Raw genomic sequence first — 22,982 nt, 5'->3', positions numbered from 1 at the left:
CATGACATCACCAAAACGACTTTACAGATCGAAAGAAAAAAAGATTGGCGGCGTTTGTGCCGGCCTTGCAGACTATTTTGACATTGATCCTACAATCATGAGGGTTCTATTTGTAGTTATAGCATTTTTAGGTGGCGCCTCCTTATTAGCTTACCTGATTATGTGGATTATTGTTCCTGAAGAAAAATCGTTTTAGTTTTGCTGTACTTGTTTCAAACTTAGTTGAATTCGTTTGCGTTGCAAATCGAGTTCAATTACTTTGACATGCACGTGTTCGTGCAGTTTCACAATTTCGGATGGGTCGCTGATAAACCGGTTGGCCATTTGCGATACGTGTACCAATCCGTCCTGTTTCACACCAACATCAACAAATGCCCCGAATTTGGTGATGTTGGTTACAATGCCTGGCAATACCATTCCCACCTGCAAATCTTCAACTTTATAAATGTTCGGTGCAAATTCAAAAACCTTGATTTCACTTCGTGGGTCGCGACCTGGTTTAGCCAATTCCTTTTTAATGTCTTCTAGTGTTGGCAATCCAATTTTGTCAGTTACGTAGTTCGCCCAAATAATCTGTTTCCGAAGCTCTTCGCTTGAAATTAATTCCTGAATGCTGCATTTTAAATCTTTGGCAATCTTTTGAACCACAAAATAGGATTCGGGATGAACGGCAGAATTATCCAATGGATTTTTGGCATCTGGAATACGTAAAAATCCGGCAGCCTGCTCAAAAGCTTTGGCGCCCATGCGAGCCACTTTTTGGATTTCAGTTCTGGAATTGAACGGACCATTTTCTTTTCGGTAATCGACAATGTTTTGCGCCAGTTGCGGTCCTAATCCCGAAATATAAGTCAGCAAATGCTGTGAAGCCGTATTAACATTCACTCCAACCATATTCACACTCGACTCAACTACCTTATCCAGGCTATTTTTTAGTTTCTTTTGGTCAACATCGTGCTGGTACTGCCCTACTCCTATCGATTTGGGATCAATTTTTACCAACTCGGCCAACGGATCGAGCAGTCGCCGACCGATTGAAATTGCACCCCGAACGGTCACATCGTGTTGCGGAAACTCATCGCGTGCAATTTTCGAAGCAGAGTAAATGGAAGCGCCATCTTCAGAAACTACAAAAATCTTCAATTCACGATCGTATTGCAGTTTCTTAATAAATGCTTCTGTTTCGCGGCTTGCGGTTCCGTTGCCAATGGCAATGGCTTCAATTTGGTACAAACTAACCAGCGACAAAATTTTACTGGCGGCTTGTTTAACTTCTTCCTGAGATTGATGCGGATAAATGGTTTCGTTGTGAAGCAAATTTCCCTGAGCATCGAGACAAACCAATTTACAACCGGTCCGAAATCCGGGATCGAGTGCAAGAACCCGTTTTTGACCTAGCGGGGCAGCCAATAAAAGTTGACGCAGATTTTCGGTAAACACGCGAATCGCCTCGTCATCAGCTTTCTCTTTCGACAAATTAGCAAATTCGGTTTCGATGGATGGTTCCAATAACCGTTTGTAAGCATCAGTAATTGCAAGTTCCATTTGGTCGGTACAGGCATTGTTGCTGTGAATGAAAAAGCGTTTCAGGCGGTGAATGGGTTCTTCACTTTCAGGAGTAACCGAAACACGCAAAAAACCTTCATTTTCGCCACGACGCATAGCCATTAACCGATGCGACGGACATTTCTTCAACGGTTCGTTCCAGTCGAAATAATCGTTGTATTTGGCGCCTTCTTCCTCTTTGCCCTTTACGACCTTGCTGATTATAAAAGCTCCGTGTTCAAATGCTCGTCTGACAATTCCACGGGCCCGTTCATTTTCATTAATCCATTCGGCAATAATATCGCGCGCTCCGGCCAAAGCTTCTTCTACCGATTCTACCTTTTCGTTGACAAACGATTGGGCTTTATATTCCAGATTTGATTCGTATTGTTTTTGGATGATTACAGCCAGTGGTTCGAGCCCTTTTTCGCGGGCAATCATGGCACGGGTGCGGCGTTTGGGTTTGTAGGGCAGATAAATGTCTTCCAGTTCGGTCGGATCAAAACAGGCTTCAATTCGCTTCTGCAATTCGGGCGTCAACAATTCCTGTTCCTGAATGGTTTTCAGGATGGTTTCTTTGCGTTTCAGCAGTTCTTGCATCTTTTCTTTGGCATCTTTTACCGCTTCAATCTGAACTTCGTCGAGACTTCCGGTGCGTTCTTTCCGGTACCTTGAAATAAACGGCACCGTTCCGCCTTCATCAAGCAGCTGAATAGTATTTGCTACTTGAATAAATTGTATTCCAACCTGTTGAGCGATGAGCTGTATGATTTTTTGATCCATTTTGAGTCTGTAAAATTGAAGCCCGAAGGTAGCTTTTTTTCGAGGTAAATTTAAATCGGGATTCAGGTTTTAAGCTGATCATTTTTGTAGTTTAAATTCATTCTTTTCTCTATTTTTAGGGCATAACCAAAAAATAGTAAAATTATGAAAAACTTAATGCGCTCGTTTTTAATCCTATCAGCAATTATTATGTTTTCAGGCAATCAGCTTCAGGCCGAAGTAAAGAATAAATCATTACTTGGAGAATGGATTTATGAAGTTAGCGATGCTCCCTACGGGTACGAAAAAGGCAGTTTAATCTTTACTGAAAAGGACGGAGAAACCATTTGTGTTGTGAAACTTGAAGCTGGTGAATTAGCAGTAAGCGACCTAAAAATTGCAGACGATAAAATCACGTTCACGACTTCGGTTGAAGGAAACTCCATCAACGTTGAACTTACGCGTGATAAAAATAAACTTACCGGAAAAGTTGACAGCCCGGAAGGCCCCAAGACAATGATCGCGGTGAAAAAATAATGTAAATATCCACCTCTTTGCTTTTGGTTAATAGCACATTAAGCCTGGCCCAAAATTCGAATTACTTTTGTGTTATAACTTGTTTTGTTGATTTCCAGATCGATAAAAAGAATTTAAAAGTCAGCTTAGCTCATTTCGGTTGAATATCCACAGTTTGACGGGCCATCAAACAGTGGATTCCGGGTGATTAAAACAGCTTTTCAAATTGGACAACAGATTGATACTGTTAAAATTTATCATTGCAATTTTGTATATTTGATGTAATTGCTAGGTAAATTTTTCACCTGGTTTATCACCAAGAAGCTAACAAAATGATACAACTTCGGAAAATCCATCATCGGGGAAATTTCCAGATAGGTATCTTCATTGGGTTTGATGAGAATTTAAAGACTAAGGCCAGACGTATTGGCGCCCTTTGGAGCCAGACATACAAATGTTGGTATGTGCTGTATAACAAAGAAAATTATAACCTGATACTTCGTAACTTTGATGATGTTGAAATCGTTAGGGATGAAAACATTGAGCGGCAACCTGAACCTGCTGTCATACGGCAAGACAATGTTCACATAGCTGAGTCAATCAGCGAATTTCGGCCTGATATTCAGGACGAACATAAGGAGTTAGCTCCTGAAATCGCCAGCAAAGTTGTTTTCACAGGAAGTACAGGCAAATACTGGGTTTTAAAAGTTCCGTTTCAGGCAAAACTGACGCCCAAATTGATGGACATCAAAGGCGTTTTCTGGAACAAACAGCAAAAAGCCTTTTTTGTACTGAGGCATGTTAATGTAAAAATTAAGGTTGAAGCTTTGCTGGGAATCGGCGAAATTTTTCCGGCAGAATATTTCAACCTGGAAACTGTTGTCTCGGATCCGAATACCTTTATGGAGTTGAATGTTTACGTACCCGACAAGAAGTGGATGATTTTGTCGTGTCCGCCTGTACCCTATCTGATTGAGCGGGTGAAACGCTGGGAAGGAAGCCGATACAGTCGGGCACAAAAAGTTTATTTGCTGAATGCTACTCCTGTCGTACTCGAAAATTTGCAACAATTGTCAGTAGAATTAAATATCCCCATTCGCAACAATCTTCCTGATCGGTATCTGAGCAGAAATAAACGGATCAATAAAAAGGCCTCTCAATTTAAGGATTTAAAGGAAAAGATGCTTGAGCAGGTTCCTCCCCATGCCCGGATTTACACGCTGGCTATGCTCGATTACCTGATGGCACAGAATTACAGCCCCAACACCATCAGTAGCTATACGAAGTGGTTTAATGTTTTTATGCGGGTACATCACTATCAAAATCCGGATACATTGACTGAAATGCAGGTTGTAAAATACCTGTCGTGGATGACCGAAAAAGGACTTTCGCCATCAAGTTTAAGTATGGTTGTTAATGCGCTGCTGTATTATTTCAGGACGATATTGAAAAAGGACAGTTTCGAAATCAAGTTGCCCCGACCACGCAGGGAACTCCATCTGCCTGCTGTGCTTACCATGGAAGAATGTTTCCGGATATTTGGTTCTGTCGATAATCCAAAGCATAAATTATTACTGTTGCTGGGCTATGGCGCGGGTTTGCGGAGAAGTGAAATTTCGACGCTGAAATGGCAGGACATCTTATTTGACGAGCACAAAATTCACATCAATCAGGGCAAAGGGAATAAAGATCGTATTGTGATGCTACCTGTTTCGATTGTGTCGATTTTACAGAATTACCGCTCTATTTACCCCAGCGATGAATGGGTTTTCGCCGGACAATACAAAGGCGAGGCCATTAGTACGAGGACTGTTCAGGTGGTGATGCAGCAAGCTGTTGCGAAAGCCGGGCTCGAAAAGAAAGCGACGGTACACACCCTGAGGCACAGCTTTGCCACTCATTTGCTCGAAAGTGGAACTGATATACGATACATACAGCAATTGCTGGGGCATGCGAATGTTAACACAACGATGATTTATACGCACATTACTCCCAAGGCTGCTAAAAACATTATCAGTCCGTTAGACAGGATGGTAAACATGCCGGGCGATCAGAAAAAGTTAAAATAAAATATGGTAAATACAAAGATTAATCGAAAAAAGTACCATATATTTGGTGGTATATACTAGTTGCCGGTAATATTATTGGTGCTGCTATGACAAATACGACAGACAATTTGAGAAACGACAAATGAAATATTATTTACTTTTTGGGCTGTTGACAATTTACTTCATTTGGACAATGAGGTATGCAATAAAATTTAATAAGACTGAGTCGTTTTTTAATAAAAGACAGAAACTTATTCATAATATTTTGATTTGGTTAGTTCCATTCCTTTGGATAATGATACTTAAGACAATTATGCAACCAACACCTGGAACAGCGAGTAATAAAAAAACAAAAGATAAGGGACATTTCTACGAAAGTGGAATTGGATTTTGGGGTGGCGGTCCGCCCCCTAACACAAATTAAAGAGTCAATTTTTTCAATTTGTGAATTCCGGTGGTTTAATAGAGTTTCTCGGTTTGACAGATAATCGCTGTTATTTAGCGACAAGATTATTCAATTCGATCATTTTCAAATTGACACAGATTACACTTGAATATGTATTTCTAAGTTAGAGTTTTTACTAAAAATTGATAATAAACGTAAAATAAACTTATATGTATCAGACTATTGGCTCATTTTTAGGTAACTTGGTATTTATTGGTGGTGGAATTTTCCTCTTGACACAATTAAAACGTATAAATAAACCATACATCAAATGGATTGCGATAGTCATGATTTTGATGGGAATACTATTGATAATTATGGACATAATGAAACTAACAAAATGAAATACTACCGGCAACATCAGCTACCCGGCAAGTTCGGCAGCGGTGGTTTTCGGTGTGCATCTTTCCGCTCGTGCCGTCTTTCGGCTTGACAGGAAATCGCCCGCAGTCCGCCCCTGCGTGTAGCTTCCTACGTTATAGGCCATATTTTTTCGCCACATGAAATGTACTCGGTTTTGAATTTTCTTCATAAATGGTGAATCCTGGAGCCTGAGAAATTTTCGGAATTTGACAGAATTTTAGTTGAGAAATTATTGCTCGTTGAGAGATTTTTGGGTTGAGCGAGCGGAAACTTTTGAGAGATTTTTAAAAATGGTTTTTAAGTTTTCGGGAGTTGAGAAATTCCTGCATTTTGAGAAAGTCATGCTTTGAGAAAGCGTAATTCTTTGAGAATTTTTTAAACGATTTTTTAGGTTTTTCGGTTGGACTTCTTCTCGTTTTCATTGAGAGACAGACAAAACAGGAATTGAATTCGCGAACCGAAGTTTCGGACTTTATTTTGGGAAACCGTTGAAATTTTGTTGACAGAGTTTTGAGACACTTCAAAAATTCGTTGAATCTCAATGAATCTTTTGAGAATATTATAATAAACAAAAATAATAGTCGTAATTTCAGTGACCCAAATACGGCCAATAACATCAGCTACCCGCAAGCCGGGTCTCGCTGCTTCGTTGACTGGGAATTGGGATTTTAAAAGGCAGTTCTTCGTAGGAAATTCATCGGTTAACTCCCGTCCTGCGTGTAGCTTCCTACGTTAGCGGTAAGTGTAGACGCTCCGTGGATACTTAAACTTAGTTTGACTCATTGCCTTTAAGATATTGATATAATTTGACACTAATATTTATTTTATGGACTATTTGAATTTTTCACTTGTGTTTTGTGCAATAATGATTCTATTCGAATATGGTTGGGTTATAATTGCATTTATTTTAATGGGATTGTTTCGAATCTTCAAGTCAGAAAAAATGACTAAAATAGGAATGTACTTAGAAAAGACACTGTATTGTTTTTTCTTAATTAGCTCTACAATCTTTACTGTACAAGTATTCCGTGAAAAGAATCAAAGCATAGTATTTTTAATTTTCATGATCCTTATTTCGTTAATATATTTTGTTTTATTCTTTGCGGACAAAAGATACAATGCAGAAAAATTACAACAGGGGAATATTTATTTACACACCCCGCAATATGAAAAATTTACCGATATATTGATGGCTATTGAAATGATCTTCATCTTATTGTTTATTCCGTTAGTATTCTTTCCAAATTTGATTGATAATTACCTGACATCAATGGTTTTTCATGGACTTTATTATGTGACTACAATAAAAATACTCGGTATAATCATAGGTGTATTGGGGATGTTTAGTCTTATAAAATATATACGATTTATTGTATTTAGATTGTTTTTTATTCCTATTATCAACAAAAACAATAAATGATGGAAATCTCTCAGTTTTTCAAAGACTATGGATACATTATTACTGTTATAATCGTTCCTGTTGGACTGTGGATTGGTAGCATTCGGTATCAAAATAGACAAATAAGAAGAAATGCTAGACTTGACCTATTCTTAAGACTAATGGCTTATAGAAAAACATCAACAGAACATAGAGAGTGGGTTATCGCCTTAAATCAGATTGATGTAGTTTTTCAAGATAATCAGAAGGTACGGGATGCGTGGCGCAATTATTTCGATAGTTTAAATCCGAAATCACAACATTTTGAGAACGCAAATTCATTCTTGCTAGATATGATGTCTGTAATAGCATTGAGTCTTGGTTATAAGAACTTAAAGCAAACGGATATAGATAGGGTGTACGTCCCTCATTTGTTTTTATCCGAAAGGGCAATGAAGGATATGATTCAAAACGAGTATCTAAGGAACAATTTGATGTCAGACGGCTTTTCCTCGTCAATTGATAAGGAAAAATACATTCAACGCCTTGACTATCTAATTGAAAACTCTGAACCATTTACATCTGATATATTAAAAGCCCTTAAAAATGTTTCTTGTGAAAAATATTGACAAAATCACAAACACTAACCTTTAAAACTTAAAATCATGGTATTAAATAAAATTGGCACGTCTCATTTCGGTTGCTCACACGCTTTTGGAAAAAACATAGCACTAAATGAATTGAACGAAAGCAATATTAAAATCGAAACAAATCTATCTTGCGGAAGACCAACGTTCGATGAAGAAAAAGACTTTAATAATAAAATTAAACTAAAATGGAATATTTCTGTCGGTTATAATGTTGGTACTATAATCCAAGCAGAAAACAAGTGCATATATCGAATAGTAGATAAGTCCGTAGACACCCAAAACGATGAGAAATATTTTAGAAAAATACTAAAGGAACTTTTAGACGAACTAATCACAGAAACAATTAACGAAGTTCCATTTGACGAGCCTCGTCGAATTGTTCTCGAAGCAATTGCTCTAAGCCATCGTGATAGTCCAATAAAGGAAGAATATCTTTCACTTTTACAGACATTAACATATGCCTAATCGTGTTTTCTGGATTCTCTTCTATGGTTACGTCATTGTGAAATATAAAATCAAAAAACATATCCATTAATACAACAATTCTATCGTCAGAACTTAATTTGTCCAACCCATCATCCTTAATATATATATACATATTTTCCGTAAAATTAGAAATTTAATATAAACTGTTGAAAAACAAACACCTAACCGCTAACTTCAGCTACAACGCAAATCCGGTAGCATCGGTTTTCGAAATTAGTTGTTTCGCTCGTGCAGCTCCGCAAACCTGAGACGACATTGCACGTAATCCGTCTCTGCGTGTAGCTTCCTACGTTATGCGTCAGCTTATGGCGCAGTTGATACATTAATCATTACATAAAAATCAAACCAATGACAGAAGATCAATTTGATATTTTACTAAACGCTATCAACGAAATCAGAGATAGTGTAGAGAGTTTAAAGGGAGCACGTTACGATGGTAGTCACGGACACGATTTAAGTGATATTTCTGGCGAAATCAGTTCAGTAGAATCATCTATTGGAAACGTTCAGATCGCCATAGAAGAACTAAACCGAAACGTGAGAAAGCTAAATCGCTAATACTTTGCTTTTATCGGCTATTGCATAGCTAACACATTTTAAAAGATCTTGGGCTGAACTTACTGATAAGCCAATTAATAACTTTTCAACTTTTAACCCAATTTCTTTTTCTTCTTCGCTTGCATTTCTATAAGCGTGGTCTTGTAATAAATCTTCAGACATATTGTTCGTTTTTAATTTTTAATATATTCTGCCTTTAAGATAAAATTCATAATTAATCCTATAAAACTATGACACGTTTAGAACTAATAGCCAATGGACATGGAGTATTCGACAATACCAACTCACTAGGTACGATAATAGGTGATACTCCTCCCAATTTTAACATGATAATAGACGACCAAAATATAAGCCATTTGTCAAGCAATATCACAAATATTAAGTTTCATTGGTCTTTTGCTTTAACATACATGAAATTACCTATGTTCAAAATAAGATTGCATTATATAATTAAAGCAAACAAGCCAATTGCGGAAATAGAAGATGAGTATTTAATAGGAGCAATAAAAGACTCATACGACTGCCTAATTAAATCGGCATTAGAACAACAAAGATTAACTGAATACTTTAACCTTATTGACTTTCCTGTTTCTTTTGAAGTCCTTGAAAACCATGTTCTTCAAAATTATCTGGACGCTTTGCGGAATAACCACTGTGAACAGTGATGTAATTATAGCTTTCCTCCCAACCCTCTTCTGTGTCATCCACAACCATTGCATATAGCAGTTCGGCAAATTTATCGTATTGCTCTTTTAGTGATAACCCATCTAGTTCGGAAAAAGGAATGCTTAACTTTATTGTAGCCATTTTACCTTTAAATGAAAATTACAATGTTGATAATTGACCTAATAAAAGCCGAACGCATAACATCAGCTACCCGTCAATTTGGGCGTATGACTATCATTCAAGGCTTTCTATTCAAATTTACTCTGTCTGGGCTTGACTGGCTTTCGCTCGTAATCCCAAACTGCGTGTAGCTTCCTACGTTAGCAGTAATTTAATTTGCGACACAACCATGAGAAAAAATAGAGCAATAATTTTGATTTTACTTTTATTGACATTTTGTACGACTTACGGACAAACAAACAAATTTGAATTCGGAATTGAAGGAGGTCCGAGTTTAATCTCATTACGTGGAAACGATATTATAGACCAATATCAGAATCCGACTATTGGTTTCTCTGGTGGTCCTTTTTTCCAATACAACTTTAAAAAGATAATCTCTTTGCGGACAAATTTGGCATTTGAGAGGAAAGGATCAACAGCTAAAACACAGGCATTTGACGAGTATGGAAATTCACTTGGGAATGTTAGAACAAATTCAAATTTTGACTACTTAACATTGCCAATACTTGTTAGAGCGACATTCGGGAAAAGAATTTTATTTTTTGTAAATACGGGACCTTATATTGGATTTTTGCTTAAAGAAACTTCTGTCAGTAAAGGAGACAAAGTTCCAAAGAAAGTTATGGACTTCACTTCATTGCAAAAAAGAAATGATTTTGGAGTTTCAGCAGGACTTGGACTTTTAGTTCCATTTAAGCAAAATATTGCTTTTTCGTTTGAATTAAGAAATAACTTAGGAGTTTATAATGTTGATGCAGGGCATGTTATAAATGGTGGACAAATAAAGACAAACTCAACAAATTTTCTGTTTGGTTTTGTTTACAAATTTGGATTTCAGTCAACAGTCAAAACGCAGCTATAAATGACAAAAATTGGACATAATGAATTGAAAACTACTGCTAACTTCAGCTACCCGTCAAGTGCGGCAGCGGTGGTTTTCGGTGGGTATCTTTCCGCCCGGCCTGCTTCTCGGCTTGACTGGAAATCGCCCGCAGTCCGCCCCTGCGTGTAGCTTCCTACGTTATAGCCAATGGTAGTTCGTCCGCAAAGTAATATCTAAACATAAAGACAATGACAATTAAAGAAGCAATTTTAAAAAGTCTTGATGAGATCAATAACTTGACAACGTATATGGACATTTACAACCATATAGTAAAAAATAACTATTATGACTTTGGACCGGCAAAGACTCCTGCTTCGACAATATCTGCATTGCTTGGAGACTTTATTCGCAATGGTGACACGAGAGTGAAACGAATAAAACAAGACGGCGGAACTTATTCGTATTATTTGACTAAAAACGAACAAAATATTGGTATTGAGGTTCTTTCTGGCTCAACAGAAACTTCATTGAAAGTTGTTAAAGTCGATAAAAGCAAAACTTACAACGAGAGAGATTTGCATAAACTTTTGAGTAGTTATTTGAAAAATACGGGTATTTACTCAAAGACAATTTTTCACGAGCTATCAAATGGCAAAGACAACAATCAAATTTGGACACATCCAGATATGGTTGGGATAAAGTTTCTAAATCTACAGACCAAAGCCAGCCAAAACTTTTTAAAATCAATAAATCGTGTTGACACTTTCAAACTAAGTTCATACGAATTAAAAAAGGAAATCAACAATGACAGTGATTTGAAAAAAGCATTCTTTCAGGCAGTTTCAAATTCAAGTTGGGCAAACTTTGGTTATTTAGTAGCTTTTGAGTTTAGCGACAGTTTGTTAGAAGAAATGGAAAGATTAAATCAATCATTTGGTATTGGAGTAATTGAACTAAATGCAAATCCATATCAAAGTAAAATTTTGTTTCCGGCAAAGATTCGTACATTGGACTTTAAGACTATTGACAAACTCTGCAAAATCAATAAGGAATTTGAGAGATTCATCGAGCAGACGGAAAAACTAATGACCGCAGAAGATCGCTACTACAAATCGACAGAAAAGGAACTTGACGAATTTTGTGACGATTATTTTGCAAACGACAGTGAAATAGAGATTTACTGTAAAGAAAATCATATTCCAACAGAATGAAAAGAACCACAGGCTATAACTTCAGCTACCCGTCAAGTCCGGCAGCAGTGGTTTTCGGTGGGCATCTTTCCGCTCGGGCTGCTTCGGGGCTTGACAGGAAATCGCCCGCAGTCCGCCCCTGCGTGTAGCTTCCTACGTTATAGCCAATGCCAGGCGCTTTGTGGGAGGATTTCTGTAGACAAAAATAAATTTGGAAATAGTTGTCTGAATAGTTAACTTTGCTTTATGAATTTTGAGAGACAAGTAATCGCTTATAAGAACTATTTTCTCGACTTTTACGGGAAACAGGCTGACAATGTCCAAGCAAAAATTGAGTGGACTTTAAACTTAATCCGAGTGACCAAACAGGTTCCAGAGAAATATTTTAAGCATTTGGAAGGAACAAAGGGACTCTATGAAATTCGAGTTGAAGTTGGAAATAATATTTATCGAATCTTTTCCTTCTTTGATAAAGGGAATTTAGTTGTTCTTGGAAACGCTTTCCAAAAGAAGACTCAGAAGACACCGAAGCAAGAATTAGAAAAGGCACTTAAAATAATGGAGGAATATCAAGATGAATTCAAAAAGTAATATCACGACATTAGACCAAATTCTCGACAAAAAGTATGGTAAAAAAGGACAACCCAAACGTGAAGAATGGGAACAACAGTTTGAGTCCTTCAGACTTGGTGTTTTGCTCGAAGAAGCAAGGTTGAAACTTGGTATGACACAAGAAGAACTTGCCGAAAAATGTGGGACAAACAAATCATACATTTCAAGAATTGAAAATAATGCATCAGACATCCGGCTGTCGACATTAATGAAAATTATTCAACAAGGGCTTGGCGGACATTTAAAATTGACACTGCAACTATAAGTGAATTAAGGCACTAGGCTATAACATCAGCTACCCGTCAAGTGCGGCAGCAGTGGTTTTCGGTGTGTATCTTTCCGCCCGGGCTGCTTTTCTGCTTGACAGGAAATCGCCCGCAATCCGCCCCTGCGTGTAGCTTCCTACGTTGCCGGTAATATTATTGGTGCTGCTATGACAAATACGACAGACAATTTGAGAAACGACAAATGAAATATTATTTACTTTTTGGGCTGTTGACAATTTACTTCATTTGGACAATGAGGTATGCAATAAAATTTAATAAGACTGAGTCGTTTTTTAATAAAAGACAGAAACTTATTCATAATATTTTGATTTGGTTAGTTCCATTCCTTTGGATAATGATACTTAAGACAATTATGCAACCAACACCTGGAACAGCGAGTAATAAAAAAACAAAAGATAAGGGACATTTCTACGAAAGTGGAATTGGATTTTGGGGTGGCGGTCCGCCCCCTAACACAAATTAAAGAGTCAATTTTTTCAATTTGTGAATTCCGGTGGTTTAATAGAGTTTCTCGGTTTGACAGATAATCGCTGTTATTTAGCGACAAGATTATTCAATTCGATCATTTTCAAATTGACACAGATTACACTTGAATATGTATTTCTAAGTTAGAGTTTTTACTAAAAATTGATAATAAACGTAAAATAAACTTATATGTATCAGACTATTGGCTCATTTTTAGGTAACTTGGTATTTATTGGTGGTGGAATTTTCCTCTTGACACAATTAAAACGTATAAATAAACCATACATCAAATGGATTGCGATAGTCATGATTTTGATGGGAATACTATTGATAATTATGGACATAATGAAACTAACAAAATGAAATACTACCGGCAACATCAGCTACCCGGCAAGTTCGGCAGCGGTGGTTTTCGGTGTGCATCTTTCCGCTCGTGCCGTCTTTCGGCTTGACAGGAAATCGCCCGCAGTCCGCCCCTGCGTGTAGCTTCCTACGTTGTAGCCAATATTTCTGTCGTCACTTGAAACATTTTCGGTTTGTGACAATTTTTCAATCTGGACTGTTCCTGCAGATTTTTGAGAGTTTCTCGTTTCGACAGGTTTTTAGAGATTTTGGGTTCGGGCAGTTTGATAGATTTTTTCGGTTCGACAGATTTGAGCCATTTGAAAGATTTTTAAAAATTGGTTTTAGGTCGGTTCGGGTTGACACATTTCCGCTTTTTGAGAGTGAATTTCGGCCAAAACGTTCATTTTCAGCTTGACACAGTTTTGCAACTCGAAACGTTATCGCGGACACAGTTTGCATATTCGGCTTGACTCATTTTGCAAGCTGGAAACGCATTCTCGGACAAGTTTTTAATATTTTGTGGACTCGTGGCCAGACAATTTGCAACTTGATACGAATTCGCTGAGAGACAGTGTTTTTTTGACAAATAATAATCGTTATTTCAAGTGACCAAAATACTGGCTACAACATCAGCTACCCGTCAAGTGCGGCGGCGGTTGGTATTCGGTCGGCGGCTCTCCGCTCGATTTCCTTGTCCTGCCGGACAGGAAATCGCCCGCAATCCGCCCCTGCGTGTAGCTTCCTACGTTATGCGTCAGCTTATGGCGCAGTAGATACAGTATCGTAATCTGACACTAATGTTTTATATTATGGACTATTTGAATTTTTCACTCGTATTCTGTGCAATAATGATTCTATTCGAATATGGTTGGGTTGTAATTGCATTGCTTTTAATGAGCCTGTTTCGAATTTTCAAGTCAGAAAAAATGACTAAAATAGGAATGTACTTAGAAAAGACGCTGTATTGTTTTTTCTTAATTAGCTCTACAGTTTTTACTGTTCAAGTATTCCGTGAAAAGAATCAAAGCATGGTATTTTTAATTTTTATGATCCTTATTTCGTTAATATATTTTGTTTTATTCTTTGCGGACAAAAGATACAATGCGGAAAAATTACAACAGGGGAATATTTATTTACATACCCCGCAATATGAAAAATTTACCGATACATTGATGGCTATTGAAATGATCTTCATCTTATTGTTTATTCCGTTAGTATTCTTTCCAAATTTGATTGACAATTACCTGACATCAATAGTTTTTCATGGACTTTATTATGTTGCCACAATAAAAATACTCGGTATCATCATAGGCATATTGGGGATGTTTAGTCTTGCAAAATATATACGTTTTATCGCGTTTAACCTGTTTCTCATTCCTATTCTAAACAAAAACGACAAATAATGGAAATATCTCAATTTTTTAAAGACTATGGGTACATTATTACTGTTATAATTGTTCCAGTTGGACTGTGGATTGGTAGCATTCGGTATCAAAATAGGCAAATAAGAAGAAATGCCAGACTCGACCTATTTTTAAGACTAATGGCTTATAGAAAAACTTCAACAGAACATAGAGAATGGGTTATCGCCTTAAATCAGATTGATGTAGTTTTTCAAGATAATCAGAAGGTACGGGATGCGTGGCGCAATTATTTCGATAGTTTAAATCCGAAATCACAACATTTTGAGAACGCAAATTCATTCTTGCTAGATATGATGTCTGTAATAGCATTGAGTCTTGGATATAAGAACTTGAAGCAAACGGATATAGATAGGGTGTACGTCCCGCATTTGTTTTTATCCGAAAGGGCAATGAAGGATATGATTCAAAGCGAGTATCTAAGGAACAATTTGATGTCAGACGGCTTTTCCTCGTCAATTGATAAGGAAAAATACGTTCAACGCCTTGACTATCTAATTGAAAACTCTGAACCATTTACATCTGATATATTAAAAGCCCTTAAAAATGTTTCTTGTGAAAAATATTGATAAATCACAAACACTAACCTTTAAAACTTAAAATCATGTCAATCAAAATTATCTCAGAAGAATTTCCAAATGATGAAAACGGAAATAACAACGAATTCTTTAAAGTAAGCGAACTAATCGCCAAAATGGAACTTGACTCTTTGTCAGACCCTACAATAGACAAAATTAAATTAACATACTTATTCTCTCAAAATAGACCAAATTGGATTCCTGTTGTAAAGACCATAGACAGAGAATGCTCAGAAAAAATTGTTTCAAAAAAGTTAGAGTCAAAAATAAATTCTCGACTCCTACAAATAGCCAACAGCGATGAAATGACTTTCTATTACGAAAACACCGACGAAGTACTATTCAACAAAATTAAAGACTTGCATCAAACAATTGAATTAAGAGAAGAAGCGGAGCAGAATAAAATATCGAAAGAAGAGTTCTATCGTTCAGAGCCAGAAGGAACGTGGTTGGTTGAAAACCCATCTCGTTCAAATAAATTACTGTATCTCCTTATTGCGGCAAGTAATACAAAAATCCACCACGTGACTCTACAGCGTATCCAGAAGCATTTAGATACGGCCTAACCCTATCTGTTGCTTTATCAAGCTCTGCGCAGATATAGTGGTAGTCTGATATGTTTTTTTTAAAAATAACACTAGCCATGTCGCTATTCCCATTGAAAATGGTAGATAGGCAAAACACCTTGGTTTCTAGTCCGTCAAATAATCTCTCAGACTCAATCATCTCATTCAGCCTTTAAATGAAAATTACAATGTTGATAATTGACCTAATAAAAGCCGAACGCATAACATCAGCTACCCGTCAATTTGGGCATATGACTATCATTCAAGGCTTTCTATTCGAATCCGCGTTGTTTGGGCTTAACTGGATTTCGATCGTAATCCCAAACTGCGTGTAGCTTCCTACGTTATAGCCAATGCCAGGCGCTTTGTGGGAGGATTTCTGTAGACAAAAATAAATTTGGAAATAGTTGTCTGAATAGTTAACTTTGCTTTATGAATTTTGAGAGACAAGTAATCGCTTATAAGAACTATTTTCTCGACTTTTACGGGAAACAGGCTGACAATGTCCAAGCAAAAATTGAGTGGACTTTAAACTTAATCCGAGTGACCAAACAGGTTCCAGAGAAATATTTTAAGCATTTGGAAGGAACAAAGGGACTCTATGAAATTCGAGTTGAAGTTGGAAATAATATTTATCGAATCTTTTCCTTCTTTGATAAAGGGAATTTAGTTGTTCTTGGAAACGCTTTCCAAAAGAAGACTCAGAAGACACCGAAGCAAGAATTAGAAAAGGCACTTAAAATAATGGAGGAATATCAAGATGAATTCAAAAAGTAATATCACGACATTAGACCAAATTCTCGACAAAAAGTATGGTAAAAAAGGACAACCCAAACGTGAAGAATGGGAACAACAGTTTGAGTCCTTCAGACTTGGTGTTTTGCTCGAAGAAGCAAGGTTGAAACTTGGTATGACACAAGAAGAACTTGCCGAAAAATGTGGGACAAACAAATCATACATTTCAAGAATTGAAAATAATGCATCAGACATCCGGCTGTCGACATTAATGAAAATTATTCAACAAGGGCTTGGCGGACATTTAAAATTGACACTGCAACTATAAGTGAATTAAGGCACTAGGCTATAACATCAGCTACCCGTCAAGTGCGGCAGCAGTGGTTTTCGGTGTGTATCTTTCCGCCCGGGCTGCTTTTCTGCTTGACAGGAAATCGCCCGCAATCCGCCCCTGCGTGTAGCTTCCTACGTTATAGGCCATTTAAAAGGACACCGACACATTGAGAAAATTAATCGAAATAGGAGATAAAGAATTTGCGTCCAAAAAGGACGCTTTAACTCATTTTAAGACTATTTTGAATTCATACAACTTTGGTGATAAATTAAACCAAGACGACACAAAAGACATCTTGGATTTACTTGAAACTCATCCAAATGTAATTGAGAAAATAGGCGTTGGCATTGAAAATGTTAGGATTGCAAGATTAAAATACGATACAAAATCTTTTGAATTAGTTAGGACAGACGGTTCGACCGAGTATTTTTCTTACACCAAAAGAATCAATGCTCCTAAAACCGACTTTACGAAATTTTGCGAAGCTTGTAGACAAGCAATTCAAAAAGATTTAAGAAATGTAAAACTCGCATATTTTGACAAATTTTCTAAGAAAGGTCAGGTAAAGTGCCAAGAGACAGGAGAACTTTTGAAATATGAAGATATAAACGTTGACCATAGACAACCTAACACTTTTTCAGTTATTGTTGACAGATTTATAGAAGTTTACAAAATAGACATTCAAAATATTGAGTATTTCCAAGTTGACGGTAGTTCAGACGAACTTGCAGACGAAGACCTTAAACAAAAATTTAGAGAATACCATAAAGACAAGGCCAATCTTCGGATCGTAAAGAAAAGCCTGAATTTAGGACGTTCTTTTCAAGCGAGAATTAGTAGACAGAAAAAAGATTTGACGATATAAAAAAACAATGGCAAAACAACAAATTGAGACAGTTAGAGAATTGATTTACTCATCATACTCGAATTTGGCAATGGCTCATACAGCTGTTGACAAGAAACAAGAGAAATACGGAGCGTTTAACTACATGATTAGAGCCAGATTATTCAAAGGACTTAAAACTGGGACAATGAATATGCGGACAATTTTTGACGATGAGAAAATTAAGCTTCTGACTGGTCAAATTTGTAACTATTGCGGTTCGACAGATAAGTTAGCTTTAGATCATATTTTCCCTCAAAAGTTTGGCGGACAGGACGATGCAGAAAATTTAATTTTCGCTTGTAGAACTTGCAACAGTTCAAAAGGGAAAAAGGACTTAATGGAATGGATGAATTTTAGAGGACAATTTTTACCGTTAATGATAATCAGACGCTATTTGAAACTGACTTTCAGCTATTGTAATGAGAACGGACTTTTAGACAAGAAAATTGAGGAGTTAAAGGACTTGGAATTACCGTTTAAAATTGACTTGTTGCCAATAAATTTTCCAAGTCCTAACGAATTGATATTAAACATGGAAACAAATAAAAACGGCCTATAACTTCAGCTACCCGTCAAGTGCGGCAGCAGTGGTTTTTGGGGTGTATCTTTCCGCTCAAGCTGCTTTTCGGCTTGACAGGAAATCGCCCGCAATCCGCCCCTGCGTGTAGCTTCCTACGTTATAGGCCATATTTTTTCGCCACATGAAATGTACTCGGTTTTGAATTTTCTTCATAAATGGTGAATCCTGGAGCCTGAGAAATTTTCGGAATTTGACAGAATTTTAGTTGAGAAATTATTGCTCGTTGAGAGATTTTTGGGTTGAGCGAGCGGAAACTTTTGAGAGATTTTTAAAAATGGTTTTTAAGTTTTCGGGAGTTGAGAAATTCCTGCATTTTGAGAAAGTCATGCTTTGAGAAAGCGTAATTCTTTGAGAATTTTTTAAACGATTTTTTAGGTTTTTCGGTTGGACTTCTTCTCGTTTTCATTGAGAGACAGACAAAACAGGAATTGAATTCGCGAACCGAAGTTTCGGACTTTATTTTGGGAAACCGTTGAAATTTTGTTGACAGAGTTTTGAGACACTTCAAAAATTCGTTGAATCTCAATGAATCTTTTGAGAATATTATAATAAACAAAAATAATAGTCGTAATTTCAGTGACCCAAATACGGCCAATAACATCAGCTACCCGCAAGCCGGGTCTCGCTGCTTCGTTGACTGGGAATTGGGATTTTAAAAGGCAGTTCTTCGTAGGAAATTCATCGGTTAACTCCCGTCCTGCGTGTAGCTTCCTACGTTAGCGGTCATGCTATTGGGGCATCGCAACTTGAAACTCAACTTTGACAATGAAACGATTATAAACTAAAAAATAAAAAACCATGGACTTCAAAGACTTAATCAAACAAATCGGTGACAGAGTTTTAAAACTTAAAGACCAAATTCATACAGAGGAAGCGACAAAGAACGCTTTCATTATGCCTTTTTTACAAGCATTGGGTTATGATGTATTTAATCCACTCGAAGTTGTACCGGAATTTATTTCCGACATTGGCCTTAAAAAAGGAGAGAAAATCGATTACGCCATTTTCAAAGATGGTGCTCCGACAATCTTAATTGAGTGCAAACACTGGGCGCAAAATTTAAGCATTCACGATGGACAGCTTTTACGTTACTTTCATGTTTCTAAAGCAAAATTTGGATTGTTGACCAACGGAATTACTTACCGTTTTTATTCCGACTTGGTCGATGCAAACAAAATGGATGAAAAACCATTTTTGGAGTTTAATATTTCAGAGATTAAAGACAACCAAATTGAAGAGCTAAAAAAGTTTCACAAAACGATATTTGACGCTGAAAGCATTGTAAACACTGCGAGTGAGTTAAAATTTATAAATGAGTTAAAACAGCTCTTTCAGCAAGAGATAAATAATCCTTCACCAGAATTTGTAAAACATTTTGCACGTCAAGTTTATCCAAGTATTGTAACAGCCAAAGTTTTAGAGCAATTCACAATTTTGACTAAAAGATCAGTTCAACAACACATCAGCGACTTAATCACGGAACGGCTGAAGACCGCATTGACAAAAGAAGACGAAGCGACTAAAGAGCAAGAAGCAATTCAAGCAGAGCAGACAAAAGTTGAAGAGAGCAAAGTTGTTACTACCGAAGACGAGTTAGAAGGTTTTATGATTGTAAAAACAATTTTACGCCAAAAGCTAAGCGTATCGAGGATTTCACACAGAGACGCGCAATCATATTTTGCAATCTTATTGGACGACAACAATCGCAAGACAATTTGTCGACTTTATCTAAATGGCAGCAAAAAATATTTGGCAATTCTCGACGACCAGAAAAAGGAAATTAAAAAGGAAATATTGTCATTGGACGATATTTTCAACCATTCGGAAACACTATTGAAAATTGCTGAGAGCTACGATAAATTAAAGGAAAAAGTTTGACGGAAAACGAAGCACGAACCGCTAACATCAGCTACCCGTCAAGTGCGGCAGCGGTGGTTTTCGGTGGGCATCTTTCCGCTCAAGCAACTTTTCGGCTTGACAGGAAATCGCCCGCAATCCGCACCTGCGTGTAGCTTCCTACGTTAGGTGCAAGCCAAACGCCGCTTTGTGACACTTTATCGCTGACTTGACAATGACTGAAAATAAAAATACAGACCGGATTAATGCTTTTGGAAACCTCTCTGCAAGGGGTTTTAATTTTTTTACCCCACGCGCATTGCGCCTTTTGGGCGCATTAGGGTACTCATCTATCATCAGCCCACGCACAAAACAGCACATTTGCAAACCGCTCAAGCCACCACACGACCAAAGTTTGCAAAAGAGCTGTTTTCATGCCCTCACACCCGTGCGAATTTGCTACATTTGAACCTTAATGTAAAATAACGAGATTTAGATAAATGAGTGAAGAACAAAAACGAGTTTTAGAACAACAACTCTGGAATATAGCCAACACGCTGAGAGGTAAGATGAATGCGGACGAATTCCGTGATTACATTCTGGGATTTATTTTCTACAAATATTTGAGTGAGAAAATGGAGATTTTCGCAAACGATATTTTGAAACAAGACAAAATCAAGTTTCGTGAGATAAACTCAAAAATGGCTGAAGCAAAAGAATTTATAGAAGCTATCAAAGAGGAAGCATTAGAAAAATTAGGCTATTTTCTTAAACCAGAAGAATTATTTACAGAGGTTGCCAAACGTGGAAATGGAGACAATACCGAAGAAGATTTATTTGACGAAAGCAAAACAAATTTCATACTCGAAGACTTACAAAAAATCCTGATTAATATCCAATTGAGTACAATGGGGACAGACAGTGAAGAGGATTTTGACAACCTCTTTGAAGATATGGACCTGAACAGTACAAAACTTGGCAAAACCCCAGAAGCAAGGAATGTAATTATTGCAAAGGTGCTGGCGCACCTTGACAAAATTGATTTCAAACTGGAAAGTACAGAACTTGACGTTTTGGGCGATGCATATGAATACCTTATTGCACAATTTGCCAGTGGAGCAGGTAAAAAAGCTGGAGAATTTTACACACCGCAAGGAGTCTCTAAAATCTTAGCCAAAATAGTAACTACGGGAAAACAGAAACTAAAATCAGTTTACGACCCTACTTGTGGTTCAGGTTCTTTGTTGTTGCGTGTGGCAAAGGAAGTAAAAGAAGTAAATAACTTTTACGGACAAGAGATGAACCGCACAACCTACAACCTTGCCCGAATGAACATGATTTTGCATGGTGTGCATTATCGCAAATTCGACATTAAGCAAGAAGACACACTGGAACGTCCACAGCATATTGAAATGCAATTTGAAGCCGTTGTGGCCAATCCTCCTTTTTCAGCAAAATGGAGTGCAAACCCATTATTCACAAGCGACGACCGATTTAGCCAATACGGAAAATTAGCTCCAAGTAGTAAAGCTGATTTTGCCTTTGTGCAACATATGATATACCATTTAGCTGAGAATGGTACGATGGCTATTGTATTGCCACATGGTGCATTATTTCGAGGAGGTGCGGAACAACATATTCGAGCCTATTTGATAGAAAATAAAAATTTCTTGGACGCGGTAATTGGCTTACCCTCCAATATCTTCTATGGAACAAGTATACCTACTGCTATTATGGTTTACAAAAAATGTCGCGAAAGTTCTGAAGATATTCTATTTATAGATGCAAGCAATGAGTTTGAAAAGGTAAAAACACAAAACATACTGACAGAAGAACACATCAATAAAATTCTTGAGACTTATCGGCAACGCAAAGAATTAGAAAAGTACAGCAAAAGAATCTCTCTGAAAGAAGTTATTGAGAATAATTGTAATCTGAATATTACCAAATATTTGGATACCTATGAAGTTAAAAAAGACATTGACATTAAGAAATTATGTTCGATTTTGAATGATATTCAAAAAGTCACATTGGATAATGATGTCAAGCTAAAAAGTGTTTGCAATAGACTAGGTGTACCATTTCCTGATGGTTATAATTTGTCATTGCTAAAGTTGTATAAACAAGGAATTCTCCAAAAGCTACTTTCTCAAGAACTTAGATTCAAAGATGAAAATGGGAAAGACTTCCCAAAGTGGGATATGAAGAAATTGGGTGCAGTCACATTTAAAACGGGTAATAAAAATAAGAAAAGCAAGAAGTATCCAATATATTCTATAAATAACAAAGAAGGTTTTTTACCGCAATCCGAGCAATTTGAAGGAATGGACAGTAATGATAGGGGTTACGATATAAGTATGTATAAAATCATTACAAAAAACACCTTTGCTTATAATCCGGCAAGAATAAATGTTGGTTCTATTGGATACAGTGGAGAATTGAATAACGTTATAATAAGTTCACTTTATGTATGCTTTAAAACCACTGATGAGATAAACGATGAATATTTAATGGTCTATTTAAAGTCTAATGATTTCAATAAAGCAGTTTTAAGGTCTGTAGAGGGTGGGGTCAGAAGTTATTTATTCTATGATAATTTTTCAAGTATCGACCTTCCAGTTCCTTTTTATAAAGAACAAGTGGAGATTGCTAATTTCATAAATCTCATAGATAATAAGATAGCCAACATTGAAATTGAAATGTCCAATAACCTAAAATGAAATTGTA

21 protein-coding genes are annotated in these 22,982 nt (G+C 36.9%); 18 read left to right on the top strand and 3 right to left on the bottom strand.

Annotation, left to right across the window (positions count from 1 at the left end; genetic code table 11):
• Nucleotide 1: 1 nt before the first annotated feature.
• Entirely contained in the window at nt 2–196 is a 195-nt protein-coding gene (locus tag AQPE_RS22920; protein WP_318348804.1) for a PspC domain-containing protein, read from the top strand.
• Here the strand turns inward: AQPE_RS22920 and AQPE_RS22915 are convergent.
• Nucleotides 193–2,328: a Tex family protein gene (locus tag AQPE_RS22915; protein WP_318348803.1), complete on the bottom strand. Its 2,136-nt coding sequence runs from the start codon at nt 2,326–2,328 to the stop codon at nt 193–195. The genes AQPE_RS22920 and AQPE_RS22915 overlap by 4 nt on opposite strands.
• A gap of 144 nt (nt 2,329–2,472) precedes the next feature.
• Here AQPE_RS22915 and AQPE_RS22910 point away from each other — a divergent pair, with 144 nt between their 5' ends.
• The 5 genes from AQPE_RS22910 to AQPE_RS22890 all read left to right on the top strand — a co-directional run bounded on the left by AQPE_RS22910 (nt 2,473) and on the right by AQPE_RS22890 (nt 8,751).
• Complete coding sequence (locus AQPE_RS22910; protein WP_318348802.1) at nt 2,473–2,844, top strand: hypothetical protein; 372 nt, start codon at nt 2,473–2,475, stop codon at nt 2,842–2,844.
• A 311-nt stretch (nt 2,845–3,155) separates the two neighbouring features.
• The gene (locus AQPE_RS22905) at nt 3,156–4,892 is read left to right on the top strand and encodes a tyrosine-type recombinase/integrase (protein WP_318348801.1); all 1,737 of its coding nucleotides are present in this window, start codon (nt 3,156–3,158) and stop codon (nt 4,890–4,892) included.
• A gap of 2,203 nt (nt 4,893–7,095) precedes the next feature.
• Nucleotides 7,096–7,686 (top strand): DUF6680 family protein, encoded by a 591-nt coding sequence (locus AQPE_RS22900; RefSeq protein WP_318348800.1) that lies wholly within the window; start codon nt 7,096–7,098, stop codon nt 7,684–7,686.
• A gap of 36 nt (nt 7,687–7,722) precedes the next feature.
• The gene (locus AQPE_RS22895; RefSeq protein ID WP_318348799.1) at nt 7,723–8,172 is read left to right on the top strand and encodes a hypothetical protein; all 450 of its coding nucleotides are present in this window, start codon (nt 7,723–7,725) and stop codon (nt 8,170–8,172) included.
• 369 nt (nt 8,173–8,541) lie between these two features.
• Nucleotides 8,542–8,751, top strand: a complete 210-nt coding sequence (locus AQPE_RS22890; RefSeq protein ID WP_318348783.1) for a hypothetical protein — start codon at nt 8,542–8,544, stop codon at nt 8,749–8,751.
• Here the strand turns inward: AQPE_RS22890 and AQPE_RS22885 are convergent.
• Entirely contained in the window at nt 8,740–8,913 is a 174-nt protein-coding gene (locus AQPE_RS22885) for a hypothetical protein (protein ID WP_318348782.1), read from the bottom strand. The genes AQPE_RS22890 and AQPE_RS22885 overlap by 12 nt on opposite strands.
• Before the next feature lie 411 nt (nt 8,914–9,324).
• Entirely contained in the window at nt 9,325–9,558 is a 234-nt protein-coding gene (locus tag AQPE_RS22880) for a hypothetical protein (protein ID WP_318348781.1), read from the bottom strand.
• 208 nt (nt 9,559–9,766) lie between these two features.
• Here AQPE_RS22880 and AQPE_RS22875 point away from each other — a divergent pair, with 208 nt between their 5' ends.
• The 12 genes from AQPE_RS22875 to AQPE_RS22820 all read left to right on the top strand — a co-directional run bounded on the left by AQPE_RS22875 (nt 9,767) and on the right by AQPE_RS22820 (nt 22,975).
• A complete protein-coding gene (locus tag AQPE_RS22875; RefSeq protein WP_318348798.1) occupies nt 9,767–10,459 on the top strand; it encodes a porin family protein in 693 nt (230 codons plus the stop codon).
• Nucleotides 10,460–10,668: 209 nt separating this feature from the next.
• Nucleotides 10,669–11,631, top strand: a complete 963-nt coding sequence (locus AQPE_RS22870; RefSeq protein WP_318348797.1) for a COG2958 family protein — start codon at nt 10,669–10,671, stop codon at nt 11,629–11,631.
• A gap of 225 nt (nt 11,632–11,856) precedes the next feature.
• The gene (locus tag AQPE_RS22865; protein WP_318348794.1) at nt 11,857–12,201 is read left to right on the top strand and encodes a type II toxin-antitoxin system RelE/ParE family toxin; all 345 of its coding nucleotides are present in this window, start codon (nt 11,857–11,859) and stop codon (nt 12,199–12,201) included.
• Nucleotides 12,185–12,487 carry a helix-turn-helix domain-containing protein gene (locus AQPE_RS22860; protein ID WP_318348793.1) on the top strand — a complete coding sequence of 101 codons (303 nt, stop codon included), beginning with the start codon at nt 12,185–12,187 and terminating at the stop codon, nt 12,485–12,487. Before AQPE_RS22865 ends, AQPE_RS22860 begins: the two co-directional genes overlap by 17 nt.
• Nucleotides 12,488–14,721: 2,234 nt before the next feature.
• Entirely contained in the window at nt 14,722–15,309 is a 588-nt protein-coding gene (locus AQPE_RS22855) for a DUF6680 family protein (protein ID WP_318348796.1), read from the top strand.
• A gap of 35 nt (nt 15,310–15,344) precedes the next feature.
• Nucleotides 15,345–15,884, top strand: coding sequence for a hypothetical protein (locus AQPE_RS22850; RefSeq protein ID WP_318348795.1), 540 nt, complete (start codon nt 15,345–15,347; stop codon nt 15,882–15,884).
• Nucleotides 15,885–16,316: 432 nt separating this feature from the next.
• Entirely contained in the window at nt 16,317–16,661 is a 345-nt protein-coding gene (locus AQPE_RS22845) for a type II toxin-antitoxin system RelE/ParE family toxin (RefSeq protein WP_318348794.1), read from the top strand.
• Nucleotides 16,645–16,947, top strand: a complete 303-nt coding sequence (locus AQPE_RS22840) for a helix-turn-helix domain-containing protein (RefSeq protein ID WP_318348793.1) — start codon at nt 16,645–16,647, stop codon at nt 16,945–16,947. The genes AQPE_RS22845 and AQPE_RS22840 overlap by 17 nt, the downstream gene beginning before the upstream one ends.
• Before the next feature lie 172 nt (nt 16,948–17,119).
• Nucleotides 17,120–17,818: a DCL family protein gene (locus AQPE_RS22835; protein WP_318348792.1), complete on the top strand. Its 699-nt coding sequence runs from the start codon at nt 17,120–17,122 to the stop codon at nt 17,816–17,818.
• Between the two features lie 7 nt (nt 17,819–17,825).
• A complete protein-coding gene (locus AQPE_RS22830; protein ID WP_318348791.1) occupies nt 17,826–18,398 on the top strand; it encodes an HNH endonuclease in 573 nt (190 codons plus the stop codon).
• Between the two features lie 819 nt (nt 18,399–19,217).
• On the top strand, nt 19,218–20,297 hold the full coding sequence (locus AQPE_RS22825) for a type I restriction endonuclease (RefSeq protein ID WP_318348790.1): 1,080 nt from the start codon (nt 19,218–19,220) through the stop codon (nt 20,295–20,297).
• A 458-nt stretch (nt 20,298–20,755) separates the two neighbouring features.
• Entirely contained in the window at nt 20,756–22,975 is a 2,220-nt protein-coding gene (locus AQPE_RS22820) for a type I restriction-modification system subunit M (protein ID WP_318348789.1), read from the top strand.
• Nucleotides 22,976–22,982: the final 7 nt, after the last annotated feature.

Origin of the sequence: Aquipluma nitroreducens (assembly GCF_009689585.1) — a bacterium.
GTDB classification, from domain to species: domain Bacteria; phylum Bacteroidota; class Bacteroidia; order Bacteroidales; family Prolixibacteraceae; genus Aquipluma; species Aquipluma nitroreducens.
Note: the sequence above shows the minus strand (reverse complement) of the source record. Positions and strands in the feature narration are given on the sequence as shown.

Excerpts from the sequence above, each read along its gene's own strand:
- AQPE_RS22920 (WP_318348804.1), top strand. The coding sequence starts at position 2 with ATGACATCACCAAAACGACTTTACAGATCGAAAGAAAAAAAGATTGGC.
- AQPE_RS22915 (WP_318348803.1), bottom strand. The coding sequence starts at position 2,328 with ATGGATCAAAAAATCATACAGCTCATCGCTCAACAGGTTGGAATACAA.
- AQPE_RS22910 (WP_318348802.1), top strand. The coding sequence starts at position 2,473 with ATGAAAAACTTAATGCGCTCGTTTTTAATCCTATCAGCAATTATTATG.
- AQPE_RS22905 (WP_318348801.1), top strand. The coding sequence starts at position 3,156 with ATGATACAACTTCGGAAAATCCATCATCGGGGAAATTTCCAGATAGGT.
- AQPE_RS22900 (WP_318348800.1), top strand. The coding sequence starts at position 7,096 with ATGATGGAAATCTCTCAGTTTTTCAAAGACTATGGATACATTATTACT.
- AQPE_RS22895 (WP_318348799.1), top strand. The coding sequence starts at position 7,723 with ATGGTATTAAATAAAATTGGCACGTCTCATTTCGGTTGCTCACACGCT.
- AQPE_RS22890 (WP_318348783.1), top strand. The coding sequence starts at position 8,542 with ATGACAGAAGATCAATTTGATATTTTACTAAACGCTATCAACGAAATC.
- AQPE_RS22885 (WP_318348782.1), bottom strand. The coding sequence starts at position 8,913 with ATGTCTGAAGATTTATTACAAGACCACGCTTATAGAAATGCAAGCGAA.
- AQPE_RS22880 (WP_318348781.1), bottom strand. The coding sequence starts at position 9,558 with ATGGCTACAATAAAGTTAAGCATTCCTTTTTCCGAACTAGATGGGTTA.
- AQPE_RS22875 (WP_318348798.1), top strand. The coding sequence starts at position 9,767 with ATGAGAAAAAATAGAGCAATAATTTTGATTTTACTTTTATTGACATTT.
- AQPE_RS22870 (WP_318348797.1), top strand. The coding sequence starts at position 10,669 with ATGACAATTAAAGAAGCAATTTTAAAAAGTCTTGATGAGATCAATAAC.
- AQPE_RS22865 (WP_318348794.1), top strand. The coding sequence starts at position 11,857 with ATGAATTTTGAGAGACAAGTAATCGCTTATAAGAACTATTTTCTCGAC.
- AQPE_RS22860 (WP_318348793.1), top strand. The coding sequence starts at position 12,185 with ATGAATTCAAAAAGTAATATCACGACATTAGACCAAATTCTCGACAAA.
- AQPE_RS22855 (WP_318348796.1), top strand. The coding sequence starts at position 14,722 with ATGGAAATATCTCAATTTTTTAAAGACTATGGGTACATTATTACTGTT.
- AQPE_RS22850 (WP_318348795.1), top strand. The coding sequence starts at position 15,345 with ATGTCAATCAAAATTATCTCAGAAGAATTTCCAAATGATGAAAACGGA.
- AQPE_RS22845 (WP_318348794.1), top strand. The coding sequence starts at position 16,317 with ATGAATTTTGAGAGACAAGTAATCGCTTATAAGAACTATTTTCTCGAC.
- AQPE_RS22840 (WP_318348793.1), top strand. The coding sequence starts at position 16,645 with ATGAATTCAAAAAGTAATATCACGACATTAGACCAAATTCTCGACAAA.
- AQPE_RS22830 (WP_318348791.1), top strand. The coding sequence starts at position 17,826 with ATGGCAAAACAACAAATTGAGACAGTTAGAGAATTGATTTACTCATCA.
- AQPE_RS22825 (WP_318348790.1), top strand. The coding sequence starts at position 19,218 with ATGGACTTCAAAGACTTAATCAAACAAATCGGTGACAGAGTTTTAAAA.
- AQPE_RS22820 (WP_318348789.1), top strand. The coding sequence starts at position 20,756 with ATGAGTGAAGAACAAAAACGAGTTTTAGAACAACAACTCTGGAATATA.